Here is a 21562-nt window from a genome sequence, read left to right on the forward strand (position 1 = left end):
TCGCGCTTTGCTGCGCCACATAGGCGTGACGATGCGCGGGGATGGCGTTACCCCCCCCCCGCTTGGCCAATCAGGAGATCGCATGACAGACAGGACCGTCCTCATCACCGGCGCGACCGCAGGCATTGGTGAAGCAGCTGCGCGCGCTTTTGCCCAGGCGGGATGGCGCGTGATCGGTACGGGCCGTCGGGCGGATCGGCTGGAGGCGCTCGCGGCGGAGATCGGCGCGCAGATGCACGGCCTGGCCTTCGACATGCGTGATGAGGCGGCGATCGACGAGGCGCTGGCATCGCTGCCGCCGGAGTTTCAGGCTGTCGACCTGTTGATCAATAATGCGGGACTGGCGCTCGGAACCGCGCCTGCTCAGCGGGCGGATTTGGCGCAATGGCGACAGATGATCGACACCAATATCAATGGCCTTATCGCCATGACTCACAAGCTGCTGCCGCGTCTGGTCGAGCGCAAGGGCGCAATCATCAACCTAAGCTCAGTGGCGGCGACCTATCCCTATCCCGGCGGCAATGTCTATGGCGGGACCAAGGCGTTCGTGCAGCAATTTTCGCTGGGCCTGCGATCCGATCTGCATGGCACGGGGGTGCGCGTCACCTCGATCGAGCCGGGCATGGTCGAAACCGAATTTACCCTGGTGCGCACCGGCAGCCAGGCCGCGTCCGACACGCTTTATGGCGGCGCTGACCCGATGACGGGGGAGGATATTGCCCAGACCCTGCTCTGGGTCGCAACCCTGCCGCCCCATCTCAACATCAATCGGCTGGAACTGATGCCGGTCAGCCAATCCTTCGCCGGATTTCAGGTCGCGCGGGAATAATAGGCTGGGCCGGTCGCCGTCAGGCGCAAAGCCCTTCCGCCTCCTCGACATCCAGCGGTTCCTGCTCCTTGGGCATGGTGAGCGCCTTGCCATAAGGAAAGTGCAGGCCGGAAACCTGTAGCGCCTGCGTATAGAAATCCCACCATTGCATCGTCATCTGCCAGGGCATTTGCCAAAGCTGAAAGAGCGGGCTCCAGCCGTCTGCAGCAGGATCATCCTCGAAACGGGCTATGGTCATGCGTCGTCTCCTTCTGAGTCGTGCTTATATCATGACCGGAAGGCGGCCCGACCCATGATGTTCCCCATATCTCCAAAAAATCGGATGACCCGAGGCGGTGAGTGCGCATTTTGGTCCAAAACGGCGCAGATTGTCGCCAATTTGGCGGTAGGGGCGATAAGGTCGCGCCATGCCACTCTCCGGACCGATCCGCCATGCTTATATCTGCCATATCTGCGGCAGCGATCATGTGACGCGCGATGCGCGGGCCATTTGGGATCTCGCGGCGCAAGATTGGGTGATCGAAACGCTGTTCGATCAGGCCCATTGCCACCATTGTAACGATCGTACGCAGGCACAGCGTGTCGTGCTGAGTAGTCCAAACACCTTTGCGGCGCCCGAGCGGGGCGGCGATTGAAGTCGTGACTTTGCTGTGGGCGGACTGGTCATGCTTTTTCACGCGGTTGCTCGGCGCAGGCCGTTCTGACCCATTGTTGAGTAACGCAAAGCCAGACCGCACTGTCCTTTGCCTGAACGGTCGGTTTTGTGACGTTCATGCAACATGTTTCAAAAGCGGGAGTTCTCAACCCATGACATGATTCAAGGAGCTTCGAGCCATGATGACCCCGTTCAAGCGCGTCCTTGCGGCGCTGTCTCTGGGCGCCATGACCCTGACCGGTATCACCGCCGCGCCGGCGCTGGCCCAACCGGGCCATAAGGCACGCGAGCATCGCAGGGATGTCCGCGATGCCCGCCGGGATTATCGCCGCGACAGTCGCCAGGCGCAGCGGCGCTATGTGCAGGATCAACGCCGCGCGCAGCGTGACTATCGCCGGGACGTGCGTGAGGCGCGACGCGACTGGCGGGGGGACCGTCGCGCCAGTTACCGCCGGCCCGGCCGCGTCGTCTATCGTTACGACTGGAACCGGCCCGATCCGCGCTATGGCCGCTTCTATCGTCCGGACCGCTATTATCGGACCGGCTACGCGCCGATCCGGGTCGATCGCCGCACGCGCATCTATCGCGGTTATGACGACCGCTATTATTGCCGCCGTTCGGACGGCACGACCGGCCTGATTGTCGGCGCGGCGCTCCGCGGCCTGCTGGGCAGCCAGATCGACCGGGGTCAGTCCAACATAGCGGGCGTTCTCATCGGCGGTGGTGCCGGCGCCCTGCTTGGCCGGGAAATTGATCGGGGCGGATTGAACTGTCGCTGAGGCGACGGCGGGAAGGGGTTGGGTTTCGTAACGCCTTCCCGCTTCAGCACCAGGGATGGCGCGCGCCATCCCATTTTCGCGCCAGCCCCTCGGCGACCAACATGCCCCCGATCGACTCTCCGCTGCGCGTGACAATGCGGAGCGAGCGGCCATAGCGATCAGTATCGCGCTCGCCCCGCTCCAGCGAAAATGCGCCCGCGTTCATCAGGCTCTGCAATCGGCGAGTCGCTTGCGCGCCCAGCGCCGCTTCGGCCGGGCAGCGGGGGCCGTGAGTTTCGGGCGTGTCGATATCGGCAATGCGATATTTCGCACCCTGAAACCAGAATGTGTCGCCATCGACGATGCAGTTGATGCCGCCGCCGCTGTGGCAGAAACCAAAGGTTGCGGTCAGCATGTCGGGAGGTGCGGCGAGCGAGACGGCAGGACTATCATTTTGCCAAGTCATGTCCAGCCAGACCGGGCCATACCAGCCAAGCAGCAGGCCGATGCACAGCATATAAACGACCGACGGTCCGCTGACCCCTCGTTCGACCCGCCTCGGGCGAAGCCTGGCAGCGGCCCCGCTGCGTGACCAGCTGTCGCGATGATTGTCGGCAAGCCGATGCCGTTTATTGTCGCGAGAAAATCCTGTCGCCATGGTCCCGCTTTGCCATGGCAGGACCAAATAAGGCGTTAAGACTGCGTCATCTTAACGCCAGCATGGAAGGGACCGGGGAAGATGTGGCATGACATCTGCCGGGCGCCGTGTGCGCGCCGCTGCGCAAGCATCCGAAACGGACGAGAACGGCAATCGCGGCTCCCCCCTTGGGATGCTCAAGGCATTCCGTCCTCATCGCCCGCGTCTTCCGTCGCGCCCAGAATATCTTCTTCATCGTCCATTTGCGGCTCGCCGGCAAAGGCATCCATGTCGATCTGGCCAGACCGGTTCATCGCGTTCATCTTTTCCACCAGATCCTCTGTATCGTCGGGCACCAGCTGCGCCGGATCGGTCCTGCCGCCCCGCTCGCTATCTTCGCTGAGGTCGATGCTGCGGGTGGCGGCATCATCGGCCACGTCCTGCGCCTGGGTGCCTGCTTCGGCCTGTTCGCTATTCTCTTCCATCTCGCGATCGGGGGCGGGGCGGTCCATGATGCGTCTCCTGTCAACTATACGGCCTTCATGAACGGCCGGCCGCGGCGGCTGTTCCGGGAAAAGCGCTGGACAGAGCGTGGAGGAGGGGGCAAAGCGCCTCGCGATCCTTTCGCACTGCAGCAGGAACCCTCCATGCCTCGCCAGCTCATTTCCTCCGGCTCGCCTTTCGAGGCGCAGGTCGGCTATTCGCGTGCCGTCGTCCAGGGCGATTGGTGTTTCGTCGCCGGCACGACCGGCACGGACCCGAACACCAAGACGATGCCTGATGACGTGGTCGAGCAAGGGCGCAACGCGCTGCAGACGATCGGCAGGGCGCTGGAGGAGGCGGGCTTTTCCTTCGCGGATGTGGTGCGCGTCACTTATTATATCACCGACGCTGCCTATTGGGACGTGATGGGCGACATCGCCGGCCCCGTCTTCGGCGACATCCGTCCCGCGGCAAGCTGCGTCATCGCCGGGCTGGTCAAGCCGGACATGAAGATCGAGATCGAAGTCACCGCATTCAAAGGGTGACAGGAGCACAGCATCATGATTACCATGTACGGCATCAAGAATTGCGACACCATCAAGAAGGCCCGTAACTGGCTGGACAATGAGCGCGTCCCCTACAGCTTCCACGACTATAAGGTGTCGGGCGTCGACAAGGACCGGCTGGAGGAATGGGTGATGGAGCATGGCTGGGAAACCATCCTCAACCGCTCCGGCACGACCTTCAAGGCGCTGGATGCGGGCGACAAGGCGCATATCGATGCGGACAAGGCGATCTTGCTGATGATGGCCAACCCCTCCATGATCAAGCGCCCGATCCTGGACACTGGCAAAGGCACGATCGTCGGGTTCAAGGCGACGACCTATGAAAATGCGCTGCACGGTGTGAAGGCGTGAGCATGCGGGGGCTGGCGCAATTAGGGCTGATTGTTCTGATGAGTCTCCTCCCTTTCTCGATGCTTCGGGCGGCGCCAAGCGCTGATCCCATCATCATCGCGCATCGCGGCGCGAGCGGCGAGCGGCCCGAACATACGCTGGCCGCCTATGAGCGCGCGATCGACCAGGGCGCGGATTATATCGAACCCGATCTGGTACTGACCAAGGACGCCGTGCTGGTCGCCCGCCACGAAAATGAGATTGGCGGGACGACGGACGTCGCCGATCATCCCGAATTTGCCGATCGCAAGACGACCAAGGTCATCGACGGCGTCGAAATGGCGGGCTGGTTCACCGAGGACTTCACCTTGGCGGAACTGCGCACATTGCGCGCGCGCGAACGCCTGCCCGACCTGCGTCCGGCTAACAAGCGCTATGATGCGCTCTACCAAATCCCGACATTCGAGGAGATTCTGAAGCTGGTCCGCGCCAAGGAGGCGGAGACTGGCCGGCGCATCGGCCTCTATCCCGAAACCAAGCATCCCGGCTATTTTGCGGGCATCGGTCTGCCCCATCAGGCGCCGTTGCTCGATCTGCTCAGCCGCTATGGCTATATGACGCAGGCCGATCCGGTCTTCATCCAGTCGTTCGAGGTCGGCAATCTGAAGGCGCTGCGCGCCGCCACGCGGCTGCGCCTCATCCAGCTGGTCGATGCGCAGGGCGGGCCAGCCGATATGCCCGGCACGAGCTATGACGACATGCTGACGGTGCAGGGCCTGACGGAGATTGCGACCTATGCCGATGGCATCGGCCCGTCCGCCACGCTGGTGATCGCACCCGAAGGCGCGACGGCGCTGGTCGGCCGCGCGCATGACGCAGGCTTGCAGGTGCATGTCTGGACGCTGCGAATGGAAAATCCTTTCCTGCCGGCCCAATATCAGCGCGGCGACGATCCCGAAGGACGCGGCGACTTTGCCGGCTATGTCCATGCGATCGTCGCGGCCGGGGTCGACGGCTTTTTCACTGACTTTCCGGGGCAGGCGCGCGCGGCGATCACTGCCGCACCCTAAGCGCTTGTCAAATGGCGGGCGGACGCGAATAACGGGGCCATGCTGTCTCAGAAGACCCGTTACGCCATCCGCGCTCTCCAGCATCTCGCCGATCGTTACCGCCAAGGGCCCGTGCCGCTGAACGAGATCGCGACGCGGCAAAATATTCCGGCCAAATTCCTGACGGTGATCCTGTCCGAATTGTCACGCGAGGGGCTGGTAGCTACGCAGCGGGGCAGGGACGGCGGCTATTGGCTGGCGCTGGCGCCAGTCGATGTAAGCTATGGCGATATCGTCCGGCTGACCCGTGGATCGCTGGCTCTGACCCCCTGCGCCAGCCGTTTCGCGCATGAAAGCTGCACCAATTGCCTGCCCGAAAGCGAGTGCCGGCTGCATCGGATCATGCTGCGTGTGCGCGACGAAACTGCCAAAGTGCTGGACGGCATCAGCCTGGCTGAGCCGATCCCGCTGGGGGCGGAGGACTGACCCTTGCGCGGCGCGCGTGGTTTCGCCACATCGGGGGCATGACCAACCCGCCACTCAAAGCCGCCCTGATCCCCGTTACACCGTTGCAGCAGAATTGCACGCTGTTGTGGTGCACGGACACGATGCGCGGCGCTTTCGTCGATCCGGGTGGGGACCTGCCGATGCTCAAGAAAGCGGCGCAGCAGCATGGCGTGACCATCGAGAAGCTGCTCATCACCCATGGGCATATCGATCATTGCGGACAGGCGGGCGTCCTAGCGCGCGATCTGGGCGTCCCCATCGAGGGGCCGCATGAGGAGGACCGGTTCTGGATCGAGCGGCTGGCGCAGGATGGCCAGCGCTGGAACGTGCCGGGGGAGAGTTTCGAGCCGGATCGCTGGCTGGCGGATGGCGACCAAGTGACGGTCGGCCACCTGACGCTGGACGTCTATCATTGCCCTGGCCATACGCCCGGCCATGTCGTGTTCCACCATGCGCCCAGCAAGCTGGCGATCGTCGGCGACGTGCTGTTCCAGGGGGCGATCGGCCGCACCGACTTTCCGCGCGGCGATCATCAGCAATTGATCGACGCCATCACGGGAAAGCTGTGGCCGCTGGGCGGAGAAACCGCCTTTGTTCCCGGTCATGGGCCGATGAGCAATTTTGCCCATGAACGCCGCACCAATCCGTTCGTCGCCGATTCGGTGCTGGCGCGCTGACCTAGACCTGCGCGGCCAAAGCGGGCGGCACGGGAACCTCGCGGGTGTGCTGATAGGCCAGAGCCAGTGCCGCGCCTGCGAGCAACAGCATGACGATCCAGGTGACGAGCGCTCCGCCCGCGCGCCAGGCGGTCGGCTTGTCCGCGTCCATGCCGATGCCATGGGCGATCCGCGCCAATATATAGGCCAGCGCACCGATCCACAGCCAGAGCGAAGGCCCGGCCGCCAGTTCGGTCAACGCAAAGAGGATGAGGACGATCGGCGTATATTCGATGAAATTGGCATGTGCTCGCATCCGTTTGGCGAGCAGCGCGTGGCCGGCGTCGCCATGCATGATCTTGTCCGAAATGCGGAACCGCGCGCAGCGAATCGCGAGCCACAGATTGAGCAGCGCGCAGGCGGCGGCAAAGGTCAATGTGATCGGCAGCAGCATCCGTCATTCCCCCTGTATCTGGATGCGCGCACCCTATCGCGCGGGGCGGGCCGGGCAAGCGCAAAGGAAGGAAGGGGTTGCGTGACCGGCAAAAAGCGCTATAGGCGCAGGGCTTCGCGATCACCCGGGCCGCATGGGTCTGCGGCGCCGTTGGCGTCGGCATCCCATCGGAAACCGGCCAGTCGCACAACCAGATCATTACACGGAACAAGGTGCCGACATGGCTGTCCCCAAGCGGAAAACTTCTCCCTCCCGTCGCGGCATGCGCCGCAGCCATGACGCGCTGCGCGTCGAGGCTTATCAGGAATGCTCCAACTGCGGTGAACTCAAGCGCCCGCACAATCTGTGCGACGCCTGCGGACACTATAACGGCCGCGAAGTCGTCGCCGTCGGGGCCTGAGCCCATTCTCTACTCCGCAAAGGGGTGACCTGACAGTGTCCAGACAACCGCGAATCGCAATCGACGCGATGGGCGGGGACGAAGGCGTGCGTGTGATGATGGCCGGGGCCGCTTTGGCCCGCCATCGTCACGAAGGCCTGCGGTTCACCCTGTTCGGCGACGAAGCGCGGATCAAGGCCGCGCTCGACCGTCATCCCAATTTGCGGGCGGCGTCGGATGTCGTGCATAGCGACAGCGTCGTGGATGGATCGGACAAGCCGAGCGTCGCTGTTCGCAAAAAGACCAGCTCCATGGCAATGGCGATCGCCGCAGTGAAGGCGGGTGACGCCGGCGCGGCAGTATCTGCCGGCAACACCGGCGCGCTGATGGCGATGGCGAAGCTGGCGCTGCGCACCATGCCCGGCGTCGACCGGCCAGCACTGGCAGCAATGCTGCCCACGCTGGGCGACAATGACGCCATCATGCTGGATCTGGGCGCGAACACCGAATGCGATGCCCGCAACCTGGTGCAGTTCGCGGTGATGGGCGCGGCCTATGCCCGTATCGCCTTTGACCTTGAGCGGCCGCGCGTCCGCCTGCTCAACATCGGCACCGAAGAGCTGAAGGGCACGGACGAAATTCGCGATGCGGCCGCCGTTCTGCGCGCCGCCAACGACCTCTCGCTCCAGTTCGACGGCTTCACCGAAGGCGACAAGATCGCGCGCGGGGACAGCGACGTCATCGTGTGCGATGGTTTTTCCGGCAATGTCGCGCTCAAGACGGCCGAAGGCACGGCCCGCTTCGTCACCGACGTGCTGCGCAAGGCCTTTACCAGCTCGATCCGGTCCAAGATCGGCTTCCTGATTTCAAAGCCGGCCATGTATATGCTCAAGCATCATCTGGACCCGAATAATCATAATGGCGCGGTGTTCCTGGGCCTCAACGGCGTCGTGGTGAAAAGCCATGGCAGCGCGGACGAAAAGGGCGTCGCCAATGCCGTCCATGTCGCGGCGCGCCTGCTGGAAGAAGATATTACCCGTCGCATCGCCGCCGATATGGCGGGCGTCGAAGGACTGGGCGCCGTCGCATCGAAGCTGGAGCAGCCCGTCAAGTGATCCGTCGTTCCATTCTCCTGGGGACAGGTTCCGCCCTGCCCAAGCGTGTCGTCACCAATGCCGAACTGACCGAGACGGTGGACACCAGCGACGAGTGGATTGTCGAGCGCACGGGCATCCGCATGCGCCATATAGCGGGCGAGGGGGAAACCACCGCCACGCTGGCGACAGACGCCGCCAAGGCTGCGCTGGACGCTGCTGGCTTGGCCGCGCAGGATGTCGACCTCATCATCCTGGCAACGGCAACGCCCGACCAGACTTTTCCCGCCACCGCGACGAAGGTGCAGGCAGCGCTGGGCATTGATGATTGTGTCGCCTTCGATGTCGCCGCGGTGTGTTCGGGCTTTCTTTACGCCGTCACCGTCGCTGACAGCATGATCCGGTCGGGCGCGGCCCAGCGCGCGCTGGTGATCGGGTCGGAAACCTTCAGCCGCATTCTCGACTGGGAAGACCGCACGACCTGCGTCCTGTTCGGCGACGGCGCGGGCGCGATCGTGCTGGGGGCGGAGGAAAGCGCCACCACTGATCCCCGTTCCGCGCGCGGCATCCTGGCATCGAAACTGCACGCCGATGGCCGGCACAACCAGCTTCTCTATGTCGATGGCGGTCCGTCGACCACGGGCACGGTCGGCAAGCTGCGCATGAAGGGGCAGGAAGTGTTCCGCCATGCCGTGGTCAATCTGGCGTCGGTGCTGAACGAAGTCATGGGCGTGGCTGGCCTGGCCGCGAGCGACATCGACTGGCTGGTGCCGCATCAGGCCAATGCCCGCATTCTCGATGCGACCGCGCGCAAGCTCAAGCTGCCTGCCGAGCGCGTGATCGTGACGGTCGATCGGCACGCCAATACATCGGCCGCGTCGGTTCCGCTGGCGCTTGACCTGGCGATGCGCGACGGGCGGATCAAGGCGGGCGACCTCGTCGTGCTGGAAGCCATGGGTGGCGGCTTTACCTGGGGTGCCTGCGTCCTTCGCCTATGACCATTGGTGCGGCTTGCCGAATCAGCGGGAATCGGTCAAATTTGCCGCTGGTCATCGGGGGGTGACTGATGCAATCGGTCGAGAGGGGACCAATATGGGCGAAACAAGCACATTGACGCGGGCGGATCTGGCGGAAAGCCTCAATCGCCATGTCGGATTGTCGCGCGCGGAAGCGGCAGCGTTGGTCGAATCCATCCTGGACCATATGTCGGACGCGCTGGAGCGCGGCGAAAATGTGAAGATTTCCAGCTTTGGCACGTTCGTGCTGCGGGACAAGACCCAGCGCATGGGTCGCAATCCCAAGACCGGTGTGGAAGTGCCGATCGAGCCACGCCGGGTGCTGACATTCCGCGCCAGCCAGACCATGCGCGACCGCGTCGCCTGACAAGCGCAGGTTTATCCGCCGCTTTTTCCTGTCGGACGCCGTCGGTTGCAGTTGACGCCCTTGTGGGGACGGGTGCAACATTGCCGTCATGAAAAAGGCGGAGGGGGCATTTCTGACGATCAGCGAGTTGTCCGCTGAACTCGACGTGCCCCAACATATCCTGCGCTATTGGGAAACGCGTTTCCCCGCGTTGCGGCCGCTGCAACGCGCGGGCAACCGCCGCTATTACCGACCCGACGACGTGGAGCTGGCGCGGCGCATCCATCATCTGTTGAGCGTCGAGGGCTTCACGGTCAAGGGCGCGCAAAAGGCGCTAAGCGAAGGGGACGGGCGCACGCCGCCGTCTCCGCCAAATGATGTTGCACCCGAAACCCTGCTCAGCCAGTTGGAAATGGTGCGCGCCATGCTGGCGCGGGCGCTTGGTGTCTGACCAACCGGCGCGCTGGCTCAGCGCGTCTCCGGTCCCAGCGCCGGATCAAGGTCCCGCGGCCGCGTGAAGCTCTTGAGCGTGGCGACACCGGGCCGCGCATCGCTCCAGCGGTCGATCGCCAGTTCCATGACGGCCAGGCTGGCGGTGGGGAATTTGACCTCCACATCATCGCGCAGGGCGCTTTTGCCGTCATCGGGCACCAGATCGAGAATCAGTTCCTCAAAGCCGGGATTGTGACCTGACATGAGCGCGGCCTCCGCCGTCTCTGGCAAGTCGCGGACCACGTCGAACAGCGTCGCGGACGAGGCGAGATAGATGCGCCGGTCCCAGCGCGCCTCCAGCGTTTCGCCATAGCCGGTGAAAAAAGCGTCCAGCGTCTGCACCACGCGTTCTGCGGGGGAGGCTACCAGCTGATCGAAACGCATCGACTGGCGGGCGGCGAACTGCCCCATCAGTCGCGCGGCCTTTTCGCCACGCTGGTTGAGCGGGCGATCGAAATCGCGCGCGACCGGATCGTCCCAATCGGACTTTGCGTGACGCAACAGGGTCAGCCGCTTCATTATCACTCCTGTCGGGGCAAGCCGGATTCGTGCCCCTGATGCCCGATGGCGGCGCGTTCGCCAAGGCTTTCGCTTCGGGCCGATCGGCTGACGGCGATAATCGCTTCGTCCAAGGTCAGCCGGCGCACGGGTGTTCCGGGCGGAAAGGCGGAGAGCAGACGGCTGGGCATGGCGGCGGACAGGATGACGAAGCTGCCCCGATCCTCGGCTCGGCGGATCAGGCGGCCAAAGGCCTGCGCCAGCCGGGCGCGGATCAGCCGGTCATCATAGGCGCTGCCCCCGCCCGCCAGCCGTCGCGCGGCATGCAGCACCGTGGGCTTGGACCATGGCACGCCCTCCATCACCACCAGCCGCAGCGAATGGCCCGGCACATCGACCCCGTCCCGCAAGGCATCCGTGCCCAGCAGCGACGCGCGCGGATCGTCCCGAAAAATGTCGACCAGCGTGCCGGTGTCCATCGGATCGACATGCTGGGCATAGAGCGGCAGGCCTGCGCGGGCGAGCCGGTCGGCGATGCGGGCATGGACCGCGCGCAGCCGGCGAATGGCCGTGAACAGGCCCAGCGTACCACCGCCCGCCGCCTCGATCAGCCGGCCATAGGCGCCCGACAGCGCGGCGATGTCGCCCCGCTTGATGTCGGTGACGATCAGCACTTCGGCCCGGTCGGGATAGTCGAAAGGGCTGCTTGCCTCGAACCGTTGCGCGCCATGGGGCAAGTGGATCGCGCCGGCGCGGGCTTCGGCATTGTCCCATTCGCCCCCGCCCTTGAGCGTGGCCGAGGTGATGAGCACGCCCTGCGCGGGTTTCAGCACGGTTTCGGCGAGGGGGCGGGTCGGGTCCAGCCAATGGCGGTGGATGCCGATATCATATTCGCGCCCTTCGACCCGGTCGACGGTCATCCAGTCGACAAAGTCGGGATCGGCCGGCCCGCCGATCCGCGCCAGCAGCGCCAGCCAGGCGGCGATCAGGTCGCGCCGCCAGCCCAGCGATGCGATCGCGCCTTCCACCCGCGCCCGCGCGGCGCCATCCAGCCAGTCCGGCGCATCCTCGATGACCGCTTCCAGCCGGCGGGCGAGGCGCACCAGCGGCTTGATCAGCGCGTCGAGCGCCAGCGCGGCCTCCTGCGCCGCTTCCACCAATGCCCCGTCGGGTTCGGCCAGTTCGGTTTCCAGTCCGTAGCCGGCGTCCGCTTCGCCCGCATCGGCGGCGCGGGTGTAGACGGTGCCGCGCACCGCCGCGAGCAGCGCCTCCAATGGGCCGAATGGCTCGCCCGCCACGACGCGTTTCAACCAGTCATCGGCCGGCAGCGCCTGCGCCGCGTCGATGGCGGCGCGGATCGCCTGACCGCCTTCCTCATCATAGCTGGCAAGATCGGACAGGCGCGCGGCAAGGCCCCGCCTGCGGCCACGCGACCCGCCCTCAGGCCCCATGATCCACCGGCGCAGCTCGATCGCTTCCTGGCCCGACAGCGCTACCGAAAAAGTCGAATCGGCTGCGTCGAACAGATGATGGCCTTCGTCGAAGATGATGCGCTGCGGCCGCTGCCCCGTTTCGCGTCCGCGCGCGGCGTTGATCATGACCAGCGCATGATTGGCGATAACGATGTCCGCGTCCGCGCTCGCCCGGGCCGAGCGCTCGATGAAGCATTTGCGATAGTGCGGACAGCCGGCATAGATGCACTCGCCGCGCCGGTCGGTGAGCGCGGTGGAGCCGTTGCGGCGGAACAGTGTCGGCAGCCAGCCGGGAAGATCGCCGCCCACCATGTCGCCATCCTTGGTAAACGCCGCCCATCGCGCCACCAGTTGCGCCAAAATCGCCGCGCGCCCGGCAAAGCCGCCTTGCAACGCATCCTCCAGATTGAGGAGGCAAAGATAATTTTCGCGTCCCTTGCGGACGACGACGCGCCTCGCCGCCAGTGCCGGATCGGGAAACAGCCGCAGGGATTCGCGATCAAGCTGGCGTTGCAGCGCCTTGGTATAGGTGGACACCCATACCGTCCCCTGCGCTTCGCTGGCCCAGAGCGATGCGGGCGCTAAATAGCCCAGGGTCTTGCCGATGCCCGTGCCCGCTTCGGCCAGCAGCATATTGGGCTGATCACGATGGCGCTTGGGGGTGAAGGCCGCGCTGGCGGCGGCGGCATAGGCGCGCTGGCCGGGGCGTGGCTCGGCCGCAGCACCGGTTAGCGCGTCGAGCCGGGCCAGCACCTGATCCTCGTTCAGAGTGACGGTGCGCGGGGCAGGGCGGGGCTGCGCCTCCTCCCATTCGGGCAATTTGGAAAAAAGCCAGCGCTCCGCGTCCTTGGGGCGCGGGATGCGCGGCACAACCAGTGGCGACCAGGGCCAGCGCAGCCGATGCAGCGCCTGCGCCGCGGTCCAGCCGCCTTCCCGCTCCGGCCAGTCGGGCGCCTCCAGCCGGTCCAGCAGCAGCGTCGCGGCCTGTTGCAGCAAGCCAGGAATCTCGCCTTCCTGCACCGGCGCGGGCAGGTTCAGCGCCGCCGCCAGTCCCTTGGGCGTTGGCACCAGGAAGCGGGCGGGGTGGAGAAAGGCCCAGAGCTCCAGCAGGTCAAGGCCGTTAAGTTCTGGGTAGCCCAGTCGCTGACCGGTCAACGGGGCATTGAGCAGTAAAACTGGTGTTTCGGCCGCGCGGGCGATGGCCTGGCCCTTGGCAAGGCCCATGGTGCGGCCCTCTTCGCGAAGCCAGATGCCGCCATGGCTGGCGTGGAGCGCTGGCAGGGAGGCGGGGTCAATCACCCCGTCGGCTTAGAACAGCGGGAACAAAAGGAAAACCTGTTTCAGCCCATGCGACGGCCAAAACCGACGCCCTGTACCCGCTGCGGCACGCTCATGGCCTCGGTGCGCGCCGCGCGCGCCAGCATCAGCTTGTCGAACAAGGGACCTTCGGCAAGCGGATAAGGGAAACGGATGCCGATGCGATCCTCTTCGGACCATCGCACCAGGCCAAAGGTGATATGACCATCCAGATCCAGCTGGCAGGATGTCCCCGCAGGCAAGGAACATCCCGACACCTGCGCGCCGCCCTCGCTCAGATCGATGACCACTCCGTCCTGACAATCCAGAACGGTCGTCACGACGACAGGTATCTCGACAGACACGCGTTGATGGCCGCGTTGTACGTGCATATCGCCTCCACTTCGCGCAACTATAGCATATTGTACATCGATGACGCAAAGCGGCGCATGCTTCCTGTCGACCTTTGTCATCAAAAGGCGTTTTCTTTCCTTGCCGGCGGGACTAGGGGCTGTCCATCATGACTATGCCCGATCCGCTCCGCACCGCCGCTCAGGCGTCCAAGGCCTGGCCCTATGAAGAAGCGCGCAAGCTGCTGAAGCGCTATCCCAATGGCGCGCCGGACAAAGGGCATATCCTGTTCGAAACCGGCTATGGCCCGTCGGGTCTGCCGCATATCGGCACATTTAACGAAGTGCTGCGTACGACGATGGTGCGCAATGCCTATCACGCGCTGTCGGATATTCCGACGCGCTTGGTGGCGTTCAGTGACGACATGGACGGGCTGCGCAAGGTGCCCGACAATGTGCCCAACCAGGCGATGCTCAATGCGCATCTGGGAAAGCCGCTGACGCAGGTGCCCGATCCGTTCGAAAAGTTCGAAAGTTTCGCCCATCATAATAATGCGATGCTGCGGGAATTTCTCGACCGCTTCGGCTTCGACTATGAATTTGTTTCCGCGACCGAGCGCTATCAGGCCGGCGCGTTCGACGATGCGTTGCGTCAGGTGCTGCGGCGCTACCAGGCGATCATGGACATCATGCTGCCGACGCTGCGCAAGGAACGGCAGGCGACCTATTCGCCCGTCCTGCCGATCAGCCCCAGGAGCGGCATCGTCCTTCAGGTCCCCGTCGAGGTGATCGATGCGGAAGCGGGCCTGGTGCGCTTCGAGGATGAGGGCGAGACGATCGAACAGTCGATCCTGTCGGGCGGCGCCAAGCTGCAATGGAAGGTCGACTGGGCGATGCGCTGGTATGCGCTGGGCGTCGACTATGAAATGGCGGGCAAGGACCTGATCGATTCTGTCACGCAATCGTCCAAGATTTGCCGCGCGCTCGGCGGACGCCCGCCCGAAGGCTTCAACTACGAAATGTTCCTCGACGAAAAGGGCGAGAAGATTTCCAAGTCAAAGGGCAATGGCCTCAGCCTTGAGCAATGGCTGACCTATGGCCCGCAGGAAAGCCTTGCCTTCTACGCTTATCGCGAACCCAAAAAGGCCAAGCAGCTGCACATGGGTGTGATCCCGCGCGCTGTGGACGAATATTGGCAGTTCCGCGGCAATTATCCGCGCCAGACGATCGATCAGCAACTCGGCAACCCGGTGCATCATATCCATGACGGCAAGCTGCCGCAGGGCGAGCTGCCCGTAACCTTTGGCCTGCTGCTGAACCTAGTCGGCGTCATGGGCGATGCGAGCCGCGAACAGGTCTGGGGCTATCTGCAAAATTATGTGCCGGGCGCCAGCGTCGATACTTATCCGGAACTGGATGCGCTGATCGGTCATGCGCTCGCCTATCATCGCGATTTCGTTGCGCCGACGCTCCGGCGCCGTGCGCCCGAAGCGCATGAGGCGGCGGCGCTCAAGCGGCTCGACGAGGAATTGGCGGCGCTACCCGCCAACGCATCTGCGGAGGACATACAGAATATCGTCTACGCCATTGGCAAGGACGAAGCGTTCGGATTTGCCGAATTGCGTGACTGGTTCAAGGCGCTGTATCAGACGCTGCTTGGCGCGGATCAGGGGCCGCGCATGGGCAGTTTCATCGCCCTTTACGGCATCGAAAACAGCCGCAAGCTGATCGCGGAGGCGCTGGCCGCCTGATCCGGCAACATGGGGGAACAATGGCCGCAAAACGGCGTTTGCCCCTGTGGTCCACCCCCCTTTCGGACTGATGATGCGCTTCGCGCGCATTATCGGCCGCGTGCGCCCGGCAACGGGCGGCGCGGCCAAGGGCGGAATGATGCCAATCTGAATGATATGCGCAGCAAAGCGGCCCCGCTCCATATGGAGCGGGGCCGCTGCGCTATTGGTATGCTGGCTTACCAGAAGAAACCGCGATGCACCTGCATCACCCGTCCGGTGCGGACGTTCACCAGCAGTACGTCGTTATAGTGGCGGACCCAGCGCAGGTTCGCGCCAGGGCGGGGCAGGCGATAGCGATAGGGGTCGGCGATATAATAGCGCGAGCTGTAATAAGCCGGACGTAGCCGCGCGCCGGTATTCCAGGCGGTGTAGCGAAAGGGCGCGCGCCAGTTGCCGCCCCGATAGACGTTGCGATGGCTGCGGCGATAGTCGCGCCAGTCCTCGCGCACTTCGCGACGGGCTTCGCGCACGTCGCGGCGCTGCTCGCGAACGTCACGGCGATCGCCATAGCGCTGCGCCTGGCGCAGATCGCGCTTTTCCTCGCGCAGTTGCCGCTCGCTGCGGCGCGCTTCGCCATAGGACTGGGCCGAAGCGACACTGGGGACGACGGTGGCGGCCAGCAGGCCCAATAGGATCAGTTTACGCATCTTTGGTCTCCCATTCAGCTTGGCGTCGAACCGTCGGCTTGGCTTTCCGGTTCCTGCGCCAGTAAGGAGAGATATGGCCCCGTGCGTCTGAACGGACCGGGAATGGCGCCGTCAGATTCCAGTCATTTATGTCGCAATATGTATCAGCCGATCAGCGCCACGGCCGCTCGCGAAACCATTTGGTGACGACATATTTGGTCCCGCGCTCCACGGGTCGGGCGGCATGCAGGCTGAAGCGGTTGGGCGCGCCGTCGCTATTCATATTGTTCCAGATCAGGATCATGCCCTCGACCGGCGGCACCATGAATTCGCATTGCGGAAAATGAGTCTCTCCCCCGGCGTCCACCGCGGACAGATAGATCATCGCGGTCCAGGTCCGCTGCCCACCGGTGCCGCGCATCTTCTGCCAATAATCCGCCGCGACCGGGAAATAGTCGCAATGGACCTTATATTCCTGGCCCTGGGTGTAGCGCTGCCCCTGCAAGGTTTCGCCATGGGCCGCAGGCAGGCCAGTGAGGGCGCAAATCCGCGCGGTGATGGTTTCGACCAGCGGGTCCCATGGTGATAAATTACCGCTGTGGCTGGTGCGATAGTCGGCATTGGCGCTGCCGGAAAACAGCGTCGAGGGCTGCGCATGGGCATCGATCAGGCTGCGCAGTCCCGCGCATTCGTCCGGACTAAGAAAATCCTGCCGGCCGAATATGTCGAGATGCGGCGTTTCGATGCGGCTGACCATCGGATTGCGTTCCAGCCGTGCGCGCACGGCATCGCCTATGGCTGCACGCGTGGGAGAAGCGATACCGCCATCATCGGCGGGGTCTGCGTCAAAAGAGGCCGTCATGCCTTTTCCCTGCCACAGGGAGGCGGGCCATGAAAAGACCCCGACGCGTCACCGCGCCGGGGCCAGGGACTCCTGAAGGCCAGTTCAGGAAGCAGCAAGTTCAGACGATCAGAGCCTCACCAGAAAAAGTCGCGAATGACATCAACGACATAGCCGTCGCGAATATCGACCAAGAGCGCATCGTCATAATAGCGTATCCAGCGCAGCGAGCCATATGCTGGTGGCAGGCGATAGGCGTAGGGATCGTTGATCCAGTAATTATTGGCGTAGAGCAGGTCGTTCAGGAAGAAGCCGACCGAAAAGGAGCGATAGCCATAGGACCACCCGCGTGGCGCATAGTAGCGACCGACCCGGTAGCGATCGCCATAGCGGTTGCGATAGCTGCGCCAGTCATAACGACGGTCCTGACGCCAGCCATTGTCCCAGCGGCGCTGGTTGGTCCACCGCGTCCGATTGTCGTAACGGCGCACGTCGACGCGCTCACGCCCGCCCGTCCAGCGCCAGTCACCCGGACGAGAGTCACCCGGTCGAGCGTCGCGACGATCACTGCGCCAATCGGCCCGATCATCGCGTCGGTCGGAGCGCCAGTCGCGACGGTCCTCGCGGCGATCCCGCCGGTCATCGCGGCGATCCGCACGCCAGTCCTGCCGGTCGTCGCGGCGTTGATCCCGTTGATCCGAACGCCAGTCCCGGCGATCCTCGCGGCGGTTGTCGAGGTCCGCGCGGCGATCGGCACGCCCGGCCTGCCATCGATTGCGCCGCTCGCGCGCCTGATCGACGGCAAGGGCGGCGTCGCCGCGCAGGCGATTGTCAGGCCTTGCCGGCGCCATCTGACGCGGCTGTTCGGCCCGAGGTTGCGCTCTGGGCACGCGGTTTGCGTCGCCACGCGGCTGGCTCATACGATTTCCCCGCGACATGGCGGCGCCATCCCCATTGCGAACACCCCGTTCGCCCCGTGGGGCACGCTCCTGCGCGTAAACGGGCGTAATGCCGCCCAGCACCGTGGCGCTCATCAATCCTGCCAGCATGATCTTCTTGAACATGGGTCCAGCACTTTCTTTAAAGGGACACTTTGTCCCTGATGATCGACTTATATCCGATATACAGTGAGCGATGGCTGAACCTTGATGTCAGCAATATGAAAGAATCTCGCTTCCCAATATGGCTTTTGGGGCAGGTAACGCTTAAAACGAAGGGCTAGTGTGTCGAAACTGCCTGCACGGCTTTGTTGTGGCTGATTCAGATTAAAGACATTGTTTCCCATCCCCTTTAGGACTGCCGAGTGACGAAATCCCCCGATGCTGGCCGCACCCGTCAGGCCTTGCGAGACGCGACGATGGCGAGCCACGACCGGGTCGATTCTCTTTTCGCTGGTTTTTCCCTCGATCAGCCTGATGATTATGCCGATTTTTTGAGTGCGCACAGCCGCGCCCTGTCGGCGCTGGAGCCGGCCGCGCGTCCGGATCAGGCGCGTATGCCGTTGCTGGCGCAGGATCTTGCGGCCTTGGGCGTTGCGCAGCCGGAACCGCTCAGCCTCACGGCTGAATCCAGTGACGGCTATCGCTGGGGCTTGCTCTATGCGCTGGAAGGGTCGCGACTGGGCGGGGCATTCCTTTCGCGTCGGGTAGGGGCCGGGCTGCCGAGCGCCTATCTGTCCGCGACCCATGGCAAGGGCGAATGGGTGGCCTTCCAGCGCGCGCTTGACGGTGCTGCGGCGGAGGGCGGCGAAGGCTGGCTGAACGATGCCGTGCAGGGCGCGCTCGCCGCCTTCGCCCTTTTTGCCGAAGGCGCGACAGCGCAGAAGGCGGTGACGCATGGCTGAGGGCGATCCTGGCGACAAGGCGACCGGTTCCGACTTTGCGGTTGATCTGGGCAATTGCGACCGTGAGCCGATCCATATTCTGGGCGCGGTGCAGCCTTTCGGTTTTCTCATCGCGCTGACGGCCGACTGGCTGGTCGCGCGGGCCTCGGCCAACAGCGCGCAATTTATCGGCCTGTCGCCCGATGACATGCTGGGCCGCCCGATCGCGGACATTTTCGAAACCGATGCCATCCACGCGTTGCGCAATCGCATCACGCTATTGCGCGGGCCGGACTCGGTCGAGCGGTTGTTTTCCATTCCGCTGATCAAGGACGGGCCCGAATTCGATGTGGCCGTTCATTTTTCCGGCCAGTCGGTCATCGTGGAAGCGGAACCGGCCAGCCATGACGAGATGGAGGCGAGCAGCACCGTCCGCTCCATGGTGTCGCGCCTGGCGCAGGCCGAAACCATGTCCGCCTTCCTGCGCGATGGCGCGCGGCAGGTGCGCGCGCTTACAGGTTTCGACCGCGTCATGGTCTATCGCTTCGCCGATGGCGGCGATGGCGAAGTGGTCGCAGAAGCCTTACGGCCGGGTATCGAAAGCTTCTTTGGCCTCCATTATCCTGCCTCCGACATCCCCTCGCAGGCGCGCGCCCTGTATCTGCGCAACATATTCCGCATCATCGCCGATGTGCAGGCGGATCCGGTGCCGGTCATGCCGGCGCTCGACCCCCATGGCGCGGCGCTCGACATGTCGCTGTGCCTGACGCGCGCAGTGTCGCCCATCCATATCGAATATCTGCGCAACATGGGCGTCGGCGCGTCGCTGTCGATTTCCATCATCGTCGGTGGCAAGCTTTGGGGGTTGTTCGCCTGCCATCATTATGCGCCGCGATTGCCGACCTTTGCGCAGCGCAGCGCCGCTGAACTGTTCGGCCAGATATTCTCGATGATGCTCGAAAGCCGCGAGCGCGCGGAAACGGCGCATTATGAAGGCATGGCGCGGCAGGTGGCCGACCGGCTGCTGTCGGCGGTGGCGCAGGATCATGAACTATTGTCCAACGCGCGTTGGCTGGGCGACATCATGTTCGACACCATCCCGGCCGATGGCGTGGGCGTCTATATCGATGGGCATATCAGCCTGTCGGGTCTCACGCCCGATGAAACAGCCTTCGCCGCGATCGTGTCGATGCTCAACCGGACGGCGGCCAGCCAGATATTCACCACCGACAATCTGACGCGCCTCATTCCCGATGCGGCCCGTCATGCCGACCGGGCTGCGGGGCTGCTCGCCATTCCGATTTCGCGGCGGCCGCGCGATTATGTCGTGCTGTTTCGCGCCGAACAGCTGCGGTCCGTGCGGTGGGCGGGCAAACAGGAAAAGCATATCGAATATGGCCCGAACGGCCCGCGTCTGACTCCGCGCAAGAGTTTCGAGGAATGGTCGGAACTGGTAAAGGGCACGGCGCGGCCGTTCGCGCCAGCTGAACTGCGCGTGGCCGAAGCGATGCGCACCGCGCTTTTGGAGGTGATCCTGCGCCTGTCCGATTCGGCCGATGCCGAACGGCAGCGGGCGAACGAAAAGCAGGAATTGCTGATTGCCGAACTCAATCACCGCGTCCGAAACATCCTGTCGCTCATTCGCGGGCTGATCTCCCAGACGCGCGAGAGTGCTCAGTCGGTCGACGATTTTATCGGCACATTGGAAAGCCGCGTGCACGCATTGGCCCGCGCCCACGACCAAATCACCGCCGATCGCTGGAGCCCGGCGCGACTGATCGACCTTATTGAGGTGGAAGCCGGCGCCTATCTGGCCGAACGCAGCGATCGCGTGCGGTTGACAGGTCCCAATGTGCTCCTGACGCCCGGATGCTTCACTGTCCTGGCGCTCGTCATCCACGAAATGCTGACCAACGCCGCCAAGTATGGCGCGCTGTCCGATGGCGGCATCGTAGCGATCGACTGGCGCGTGGACGAAGATGGCAGCCTGCTGATCGACTGGACCGAAAGCGGCGGTCCGCCCGTCGTCGCGCCAACCCGGCGCGGTTTCGGGTCGACTGTGATCGAGCGATCCATCCCCTATGATCTGGGCGGGAATGCGGAAATCCATTACCGGCTTGCCGGGATAGAGGCACATTTCTGCATCCCCTCGCGCCATGTGGTGTCGGTGCTGCCCGATAGCGTGGGGCGCGATTGCGCGGCACCGATCCTTGCCGCCACACCGGGCTTGCTGCGCAATCGCCATGTGCTGCTAGTCGAGGACAATATGATCATCGCCATGGATGGCGAGGATGCGCTGCGCGACCTGGGCGCGGAGGTCTTCACCGCCGCCAGCGTCGGACGCGCGCGCGAAGCGATCGCGCTCCAGCCCGTCGACCTGGCTGTGCTGGATTTCAACCTGGGCCATGAGAACAGCCTGCCCATTGCCGACCTTCTGGTGGAAAGGGGCGTGCCCTTCATCTTCGCCACCGGCTATGGCGACGGGCTGGAACTGCCGCCGCGGTTTCAACATGTGACGCTGGTCAAGAAGCCCTATTCGGGCACAACGCTGGCGCAGGCGCTGGAGCCGGTGATCGGCAAGCCGGACTGAGCATGCCGCGCGGCCCGGCGACG

At 64.2% G+C, this 21562-nt stretch carries 26 protein-coding genes; 16 read left to right on the forward strand and 10 right to left on the reverse strand.

Annotation, left to right across the window (positions count from 1 at the left end; genetic code table 11):
* Window positions 1–82: 82 nt before the first annotated feature.
* Window positions 83–829 (forward strand): SDR family NAD(P)-dependent oxidoreductase, encoded by a 747-nt coding sequence (locus SAB01S_RS04405; protein ID WP_062731917.1) that lies wholly within the window; start codon window positions 83–85, stop codon window positions 827–829.
* A gap of 19 nt (window positions 830–848) precedes the next feature.
* Here SAB01S_RS04405 and SAB01S_RS04410 read toward each other — a convergent pair whose 3' ends face one another.
* Window positions 849–1067: a hypothetical protein gene (locus SAB01S_RS04410; RefSeq protein ID WP_062731918.1), complete on the reverse strand. Its 219-nt coding sequence runs from the start codon at window positions 1065–1067 to the stop codon at window positions 849–851.
* Between the two features lie 169 nt (window positions 1068–1236).
* Here SAB01S_RS04410 and SAB01S_RS04415 point away from each other — a divergent pair, with 169 nt between their 5' ends.
* Together SAB01S_RS04415 and SAB01S_RS04420 are read left to right on the forward strand one after the other, a co-directional pair.
* On the forward strand, window positions 1237–1464 hold the full coding sequence (locus SAB01S_RS04415) for a hypothetical protein (RefSeq protein ID WP_062731919.1): 228 nt from the start codon (window positions 1237–1239) through the stop codon (window positions 1462–1464).
* Window positions 1465–1663: 199 nt separating this feature from the next.
* Window positions 1664–2263: a glycine zipper 2TM domain-containing protein gene (locus SAB01S_RS04420; RefSeq protein ID WP_062731920.1), complete on the forward strand. Its 600-nt coding sequence runs from the start codon at window positions 1664–1666 to the stop codon at window positions 2261–2263.
* Window positions 2264–2306: 43 nt separating this feature from the next.
* Here SAB01S_RS04420 and SAB01S_RS04425 read toward each other — a convergent pair whose 3' ends face one another.
* Together SAB01S_RS04425 and SAB01S_RS04430 are read right to left on the reverse strand one after the other, a co-directional pair.
* Window positions 2307–2900: a thermonuclease family protein gene (locus SAB01S_RS04425; RefSeq protein ID WP_245646408.1), complete on the reverse strand. Its 594-nt coding sequence runs from the start codon at window positions 2898–2900 to the stop codon at window positions 2307–2309.
* Between the two features lie 176 nt (window positions 2901–3076).
* Window positions 3077–3391, reverse strand: a complete 315-nt coding sequence (locus SAB01S_RS04430) for a hypothetical protein (protein ID WP_062731921.1) — start codon at window positions 3389–3391, stop codon at window positions 3077–3079.
* A 135-nt stretch (window positions 3392–3526) separates the two neighbouring features.
* On the opposite strand from SAB01S_RS04430, the gene SAB01S_RS04435 reads away from it, so the two are divergent.
* From SAB01S_RS04435 to SAB01S_RS04455, 5 genes are read left to right on the forward strand one after another with little or no spacing between them, the layout of a single operon-like run.
* Complete coding sequence (locus SAB01S_RS04435) at window positions 3527–3907, forward strand: RidA family protein (RefSeq protein WP_062732093.1); 381 nt, start codon at window positions 3527–3529, stop codon at window positions 3905–3907.
* A 15-nt stretch (window positions 3908–3922) separates the two neighbouring features.
* Window positions 3923–4279 carry an ArsC family reductase gene (locus SAB01S_RS04440; RefSeq protein WP_037543126.1) on the forward strand — a complete coding sequence of 119 codons (357 nt, stop codon included), beginning with the start codon at window positions 3923–3925 and terminating at the stop codon, window positions 4277–4279.
* 38 nt (window positions 4280–4317) lie between these two features.
* Window positions 4318–5328: a glycerophosphodiester phosphodiesterase gene (locus tag SAB01S_RS04445; protein ID WP_439646657.1), complete on the forward strand. Its 1011-nt coding sequence runs from the start codon at window positions 4318–4320 to the stop codon at window positions 5326–5328.
* A gap of 39 nt (window positions 5329–5367) precedes the next feature.
* Window positions 5368–5793, forward strand: a complete 426-nt coding sequence (locus SAB01S_RS04450) for an RrF2 family transcriptional regulator (protein ID WP_062731923.1) — start codon at window positions 5368–5370, stop codon at window positions 5791–5793.
* Between the two features lie 38 nt (window positions 5794–5831).
* Window positions 5832–6491, forward strand: coding sequence for an MBL fold metallo-hydrolase (locus tag SAB01S_RS04455; RefSeq protein WP_062731924.1), 660 nt, complete (start codon window positions 5832–5834; stop codon window positions 6489–6491).
* Between the two features lies 1 nt (window position 6492).
* Here the strand turns inward: SAB01S_RS04455 and SAB01S_RS04460 are convergent, their stop codons facing one another.
* The gene (locus tag SAB01S_RS04460; RefSeq protein ID WP_062731925.1) at window positions 6493–6924 is read right to left on the reverse strand and encodes an MAPEG family protein; all 432 of its coding nucleotides are present in this window, start codon (window positions 6922–6924) and stop codon (window positions 6493–6495) included.
* Between the two features lie 220 nt (window positions 6925–7144).
* Between SAB01S_RS04460 and rpmF the strand changes: the two genes are divergently transcribed.
* The 5 genes from rpmF to SAB01S_RS04485 all read left to right on the forward strand — a co-directional run bounded on the left by rpmF (window position 7145) and on the right by SAB01S_RS04485 (window position 10210).
* Entirely contained in the window at window positions 7145–7324 is a 180-nt protein-coding gene (rpmF, locus tag SAB01S_RS04465; protein ID WP_031298882.1) for a 50S ribosomal protein L32, read from the forward strand.
* Window positions 7325–7392: 68 nt separating this feature from the next.
* Window positions 7393–8418: a phosphate acyltransferase PlsX gene (gene plsX, locus SAB01S_RS04470; RefSeq protein ID WP_062731926.1), complete on the forward strand. Its 1026-nt coding sequence runs from the start codon at window positions 7393–7395 to the stop codon at window positions 8416–8418.
* Entirely contained in the window at window positions 8415–9395 is a 981-nt protein-coding gene (locus SAB01S_RS04475; protein WP_062731927.1) for a beta-ketoacyl-ACP synthase III, read from the forward strand. The genes plsX and SAB01S_RS04475 overlap by 4 nt, the downstream gene beginning before the upstream one ends.
* A gap of 94 nt (window positions 9396–9489) precedes the next feature.
* A complete protein-coding gene (locus tag SAB01S_RS04480; RefSeq protein ID WP_031298885.1) occupies window positions 9490–9780 on the forward strand; it encodes an integration host factor subunit alpha in 291 nt (96 codons plus the stop codon).
* Between the two features lie 88 nt (window positions 9781–9868).
* Window positions 9869–10210 (forward strand): MerR family transcriptional regulator, encoded by a 342-nt coding sequence (locus tag SAB01S_RS04485; protein WP_062731928.1) that lies wholly within the window; start codon window positions 9869–9871, stop codon window positions 10208–10210.
* 17 nt (window positions 10211–10227) lie between these two features.
* On the opposite strand, the gene SAB01S_RS04490 is transcribed toward SAB01S_RS04485, so the two are convergent.
* Genes SAB01S_RS04490 through SAB01S_RS04500 form a run of 3 tightly spaced genes read right to left on the reverse strand, consistent with a single transcriptional unit; the run spans window position 10228 to window position 13909 of the window.
* The gene (locus tag SAB01S_RS04490) at window positions 10228–10770 is read right to left on the reverse strand and encodes a SixA phosphatase family protein (RefSeq protein ID WP_062731929.1); all 543 of its coding nucleotides are present in this window, start codon (window positions 10768–10770) and stop codon (window positions 10228–10230) included.
* Window positions 10771–10772: 2 nt separating this feature from the next.
* A complete protein-coding gene (locus tag SAB01S_RS04495) occupies window positions 10773–13520 on the reverse strand; it encodes an ATP-dependent DNA helicase (RefSeq protein ID WP_062731930.1) in 2748 nt (915 codons plus the stop codon).
* Between the two features lie 41 nt (window positions 13521–13561).
* Complete coding sequence (locus SAB01S_RS04500) at window positions 13562–13909, reverse strand: PilZ domain-containing protein (protein ID WP_062732094.1); 348 nt, start codon at window positions 13907–13909, stop codon at window positions 13562–13564.
* A gap of 128 nt (window positions 13910–14037) precedes the next feature.
* Between SAB01S_RS04500 and SAB01S_RS04505 the strand changes: the two genes are divergently transcribed.
* Window positions 14038–15618 carry a lysine--tRNA ligase gene (locus SAB01S_RS04505; RefSeq protein ID WP_062731931.1) on the forward strand — a complete coding sequence of 527 codons (1581 nt, stop codon included), beginning with the start codon at window positions 14038–14040 and terminating at the stop codon, window positions 15616–15618.
* Between the two features lie 218 nt (window positions 15619–15836).
* Here the strand turns inward: SAB01S_RS04505 and SAB01S_RS04510 are convergent, their stop codons facing one another.
* From SAB01S_RS04510 to SAB01S_RS04520, 3 genes are all read right to left on the reverse strand, one after another.
* The gene (locus SAB01S_RS04510; protein WP_062731932.1) at window positions 15837–16307 is read right to left on the reverse strand and encodes an RcnB family protein; all 471 of its coding nucleotides are present in this window, start codon (window positions 16305–16307) and stop codon (window positions 15837–15839) included.
* A 151-nt stretch (window positions 16308–16458) separates the two neighbouring features.
* A complete protein-coding gene (locus SAB01S_RS04515) occupies window positions 16459–17148 on the reverse strand; it encodes a prolyl hydroxylase family protein (RefSeq protein ID WP_062731933.1) in 690 nt (229 codons plus the stop codon).
* Window positions 17149–17264: 116 nt separating this feature from the next.
* Window positions 17265–18191: an RcnB family protein gene (locus tag SAB01S_RS04520; protein ID WP_062731934.1), complete on the reverse strand. Its 927-nt coding sequence runs from the start codon at window positions 18189–18191 to the stop codon at window positions 17265–17267.
* 239 nt (window positions 18192–18430) lie between these two features.
* On the opposite strand from SAB01S_RS04520, the gene SAB01S_RS04525 reads away from it, so the two are divergent.
* Complete coding sequence (locus SAB01S_RS04525) at window positions 18431–18970, forward strand: biliverdin-producing heme oxygenase (RefSeq protein ID WP_245646409.1); 540 nt, start codon at window positions 18431–18433, stop codon at window positions 18968–18970.
* Window positions 18963–21539 (forward strand): HWE histidine kinase domain-containing protein, encoded by a 2577-nt coding sequence (locus SAB01S_RS04530; RefSeq protein ID WP_062731936.1) that lies wholly within the window; start codon window positions 18963–18965, stop codon window positions 21537–21539. The genes SAB01S_RS04525 and SAB01S_RS04530 overlap by 8 nt, the downstream gene beginning before the upstream one ends.
* The last annotated feature ends 23 nt before the right edge of the window (window positions 21540–21562 follow it).

Source organism: Sphingobium abikonense NBRC 16140 (genome assembly GCF_001598335.1).
In the GTDB taxonomy this organism is placed as follows: Bacteria; Pseudomonadota; Alphaproteobacteria; order Sphingomonadales; family Sphingomonadaceae; genus Sphingobium; species Sphingobium abikonense.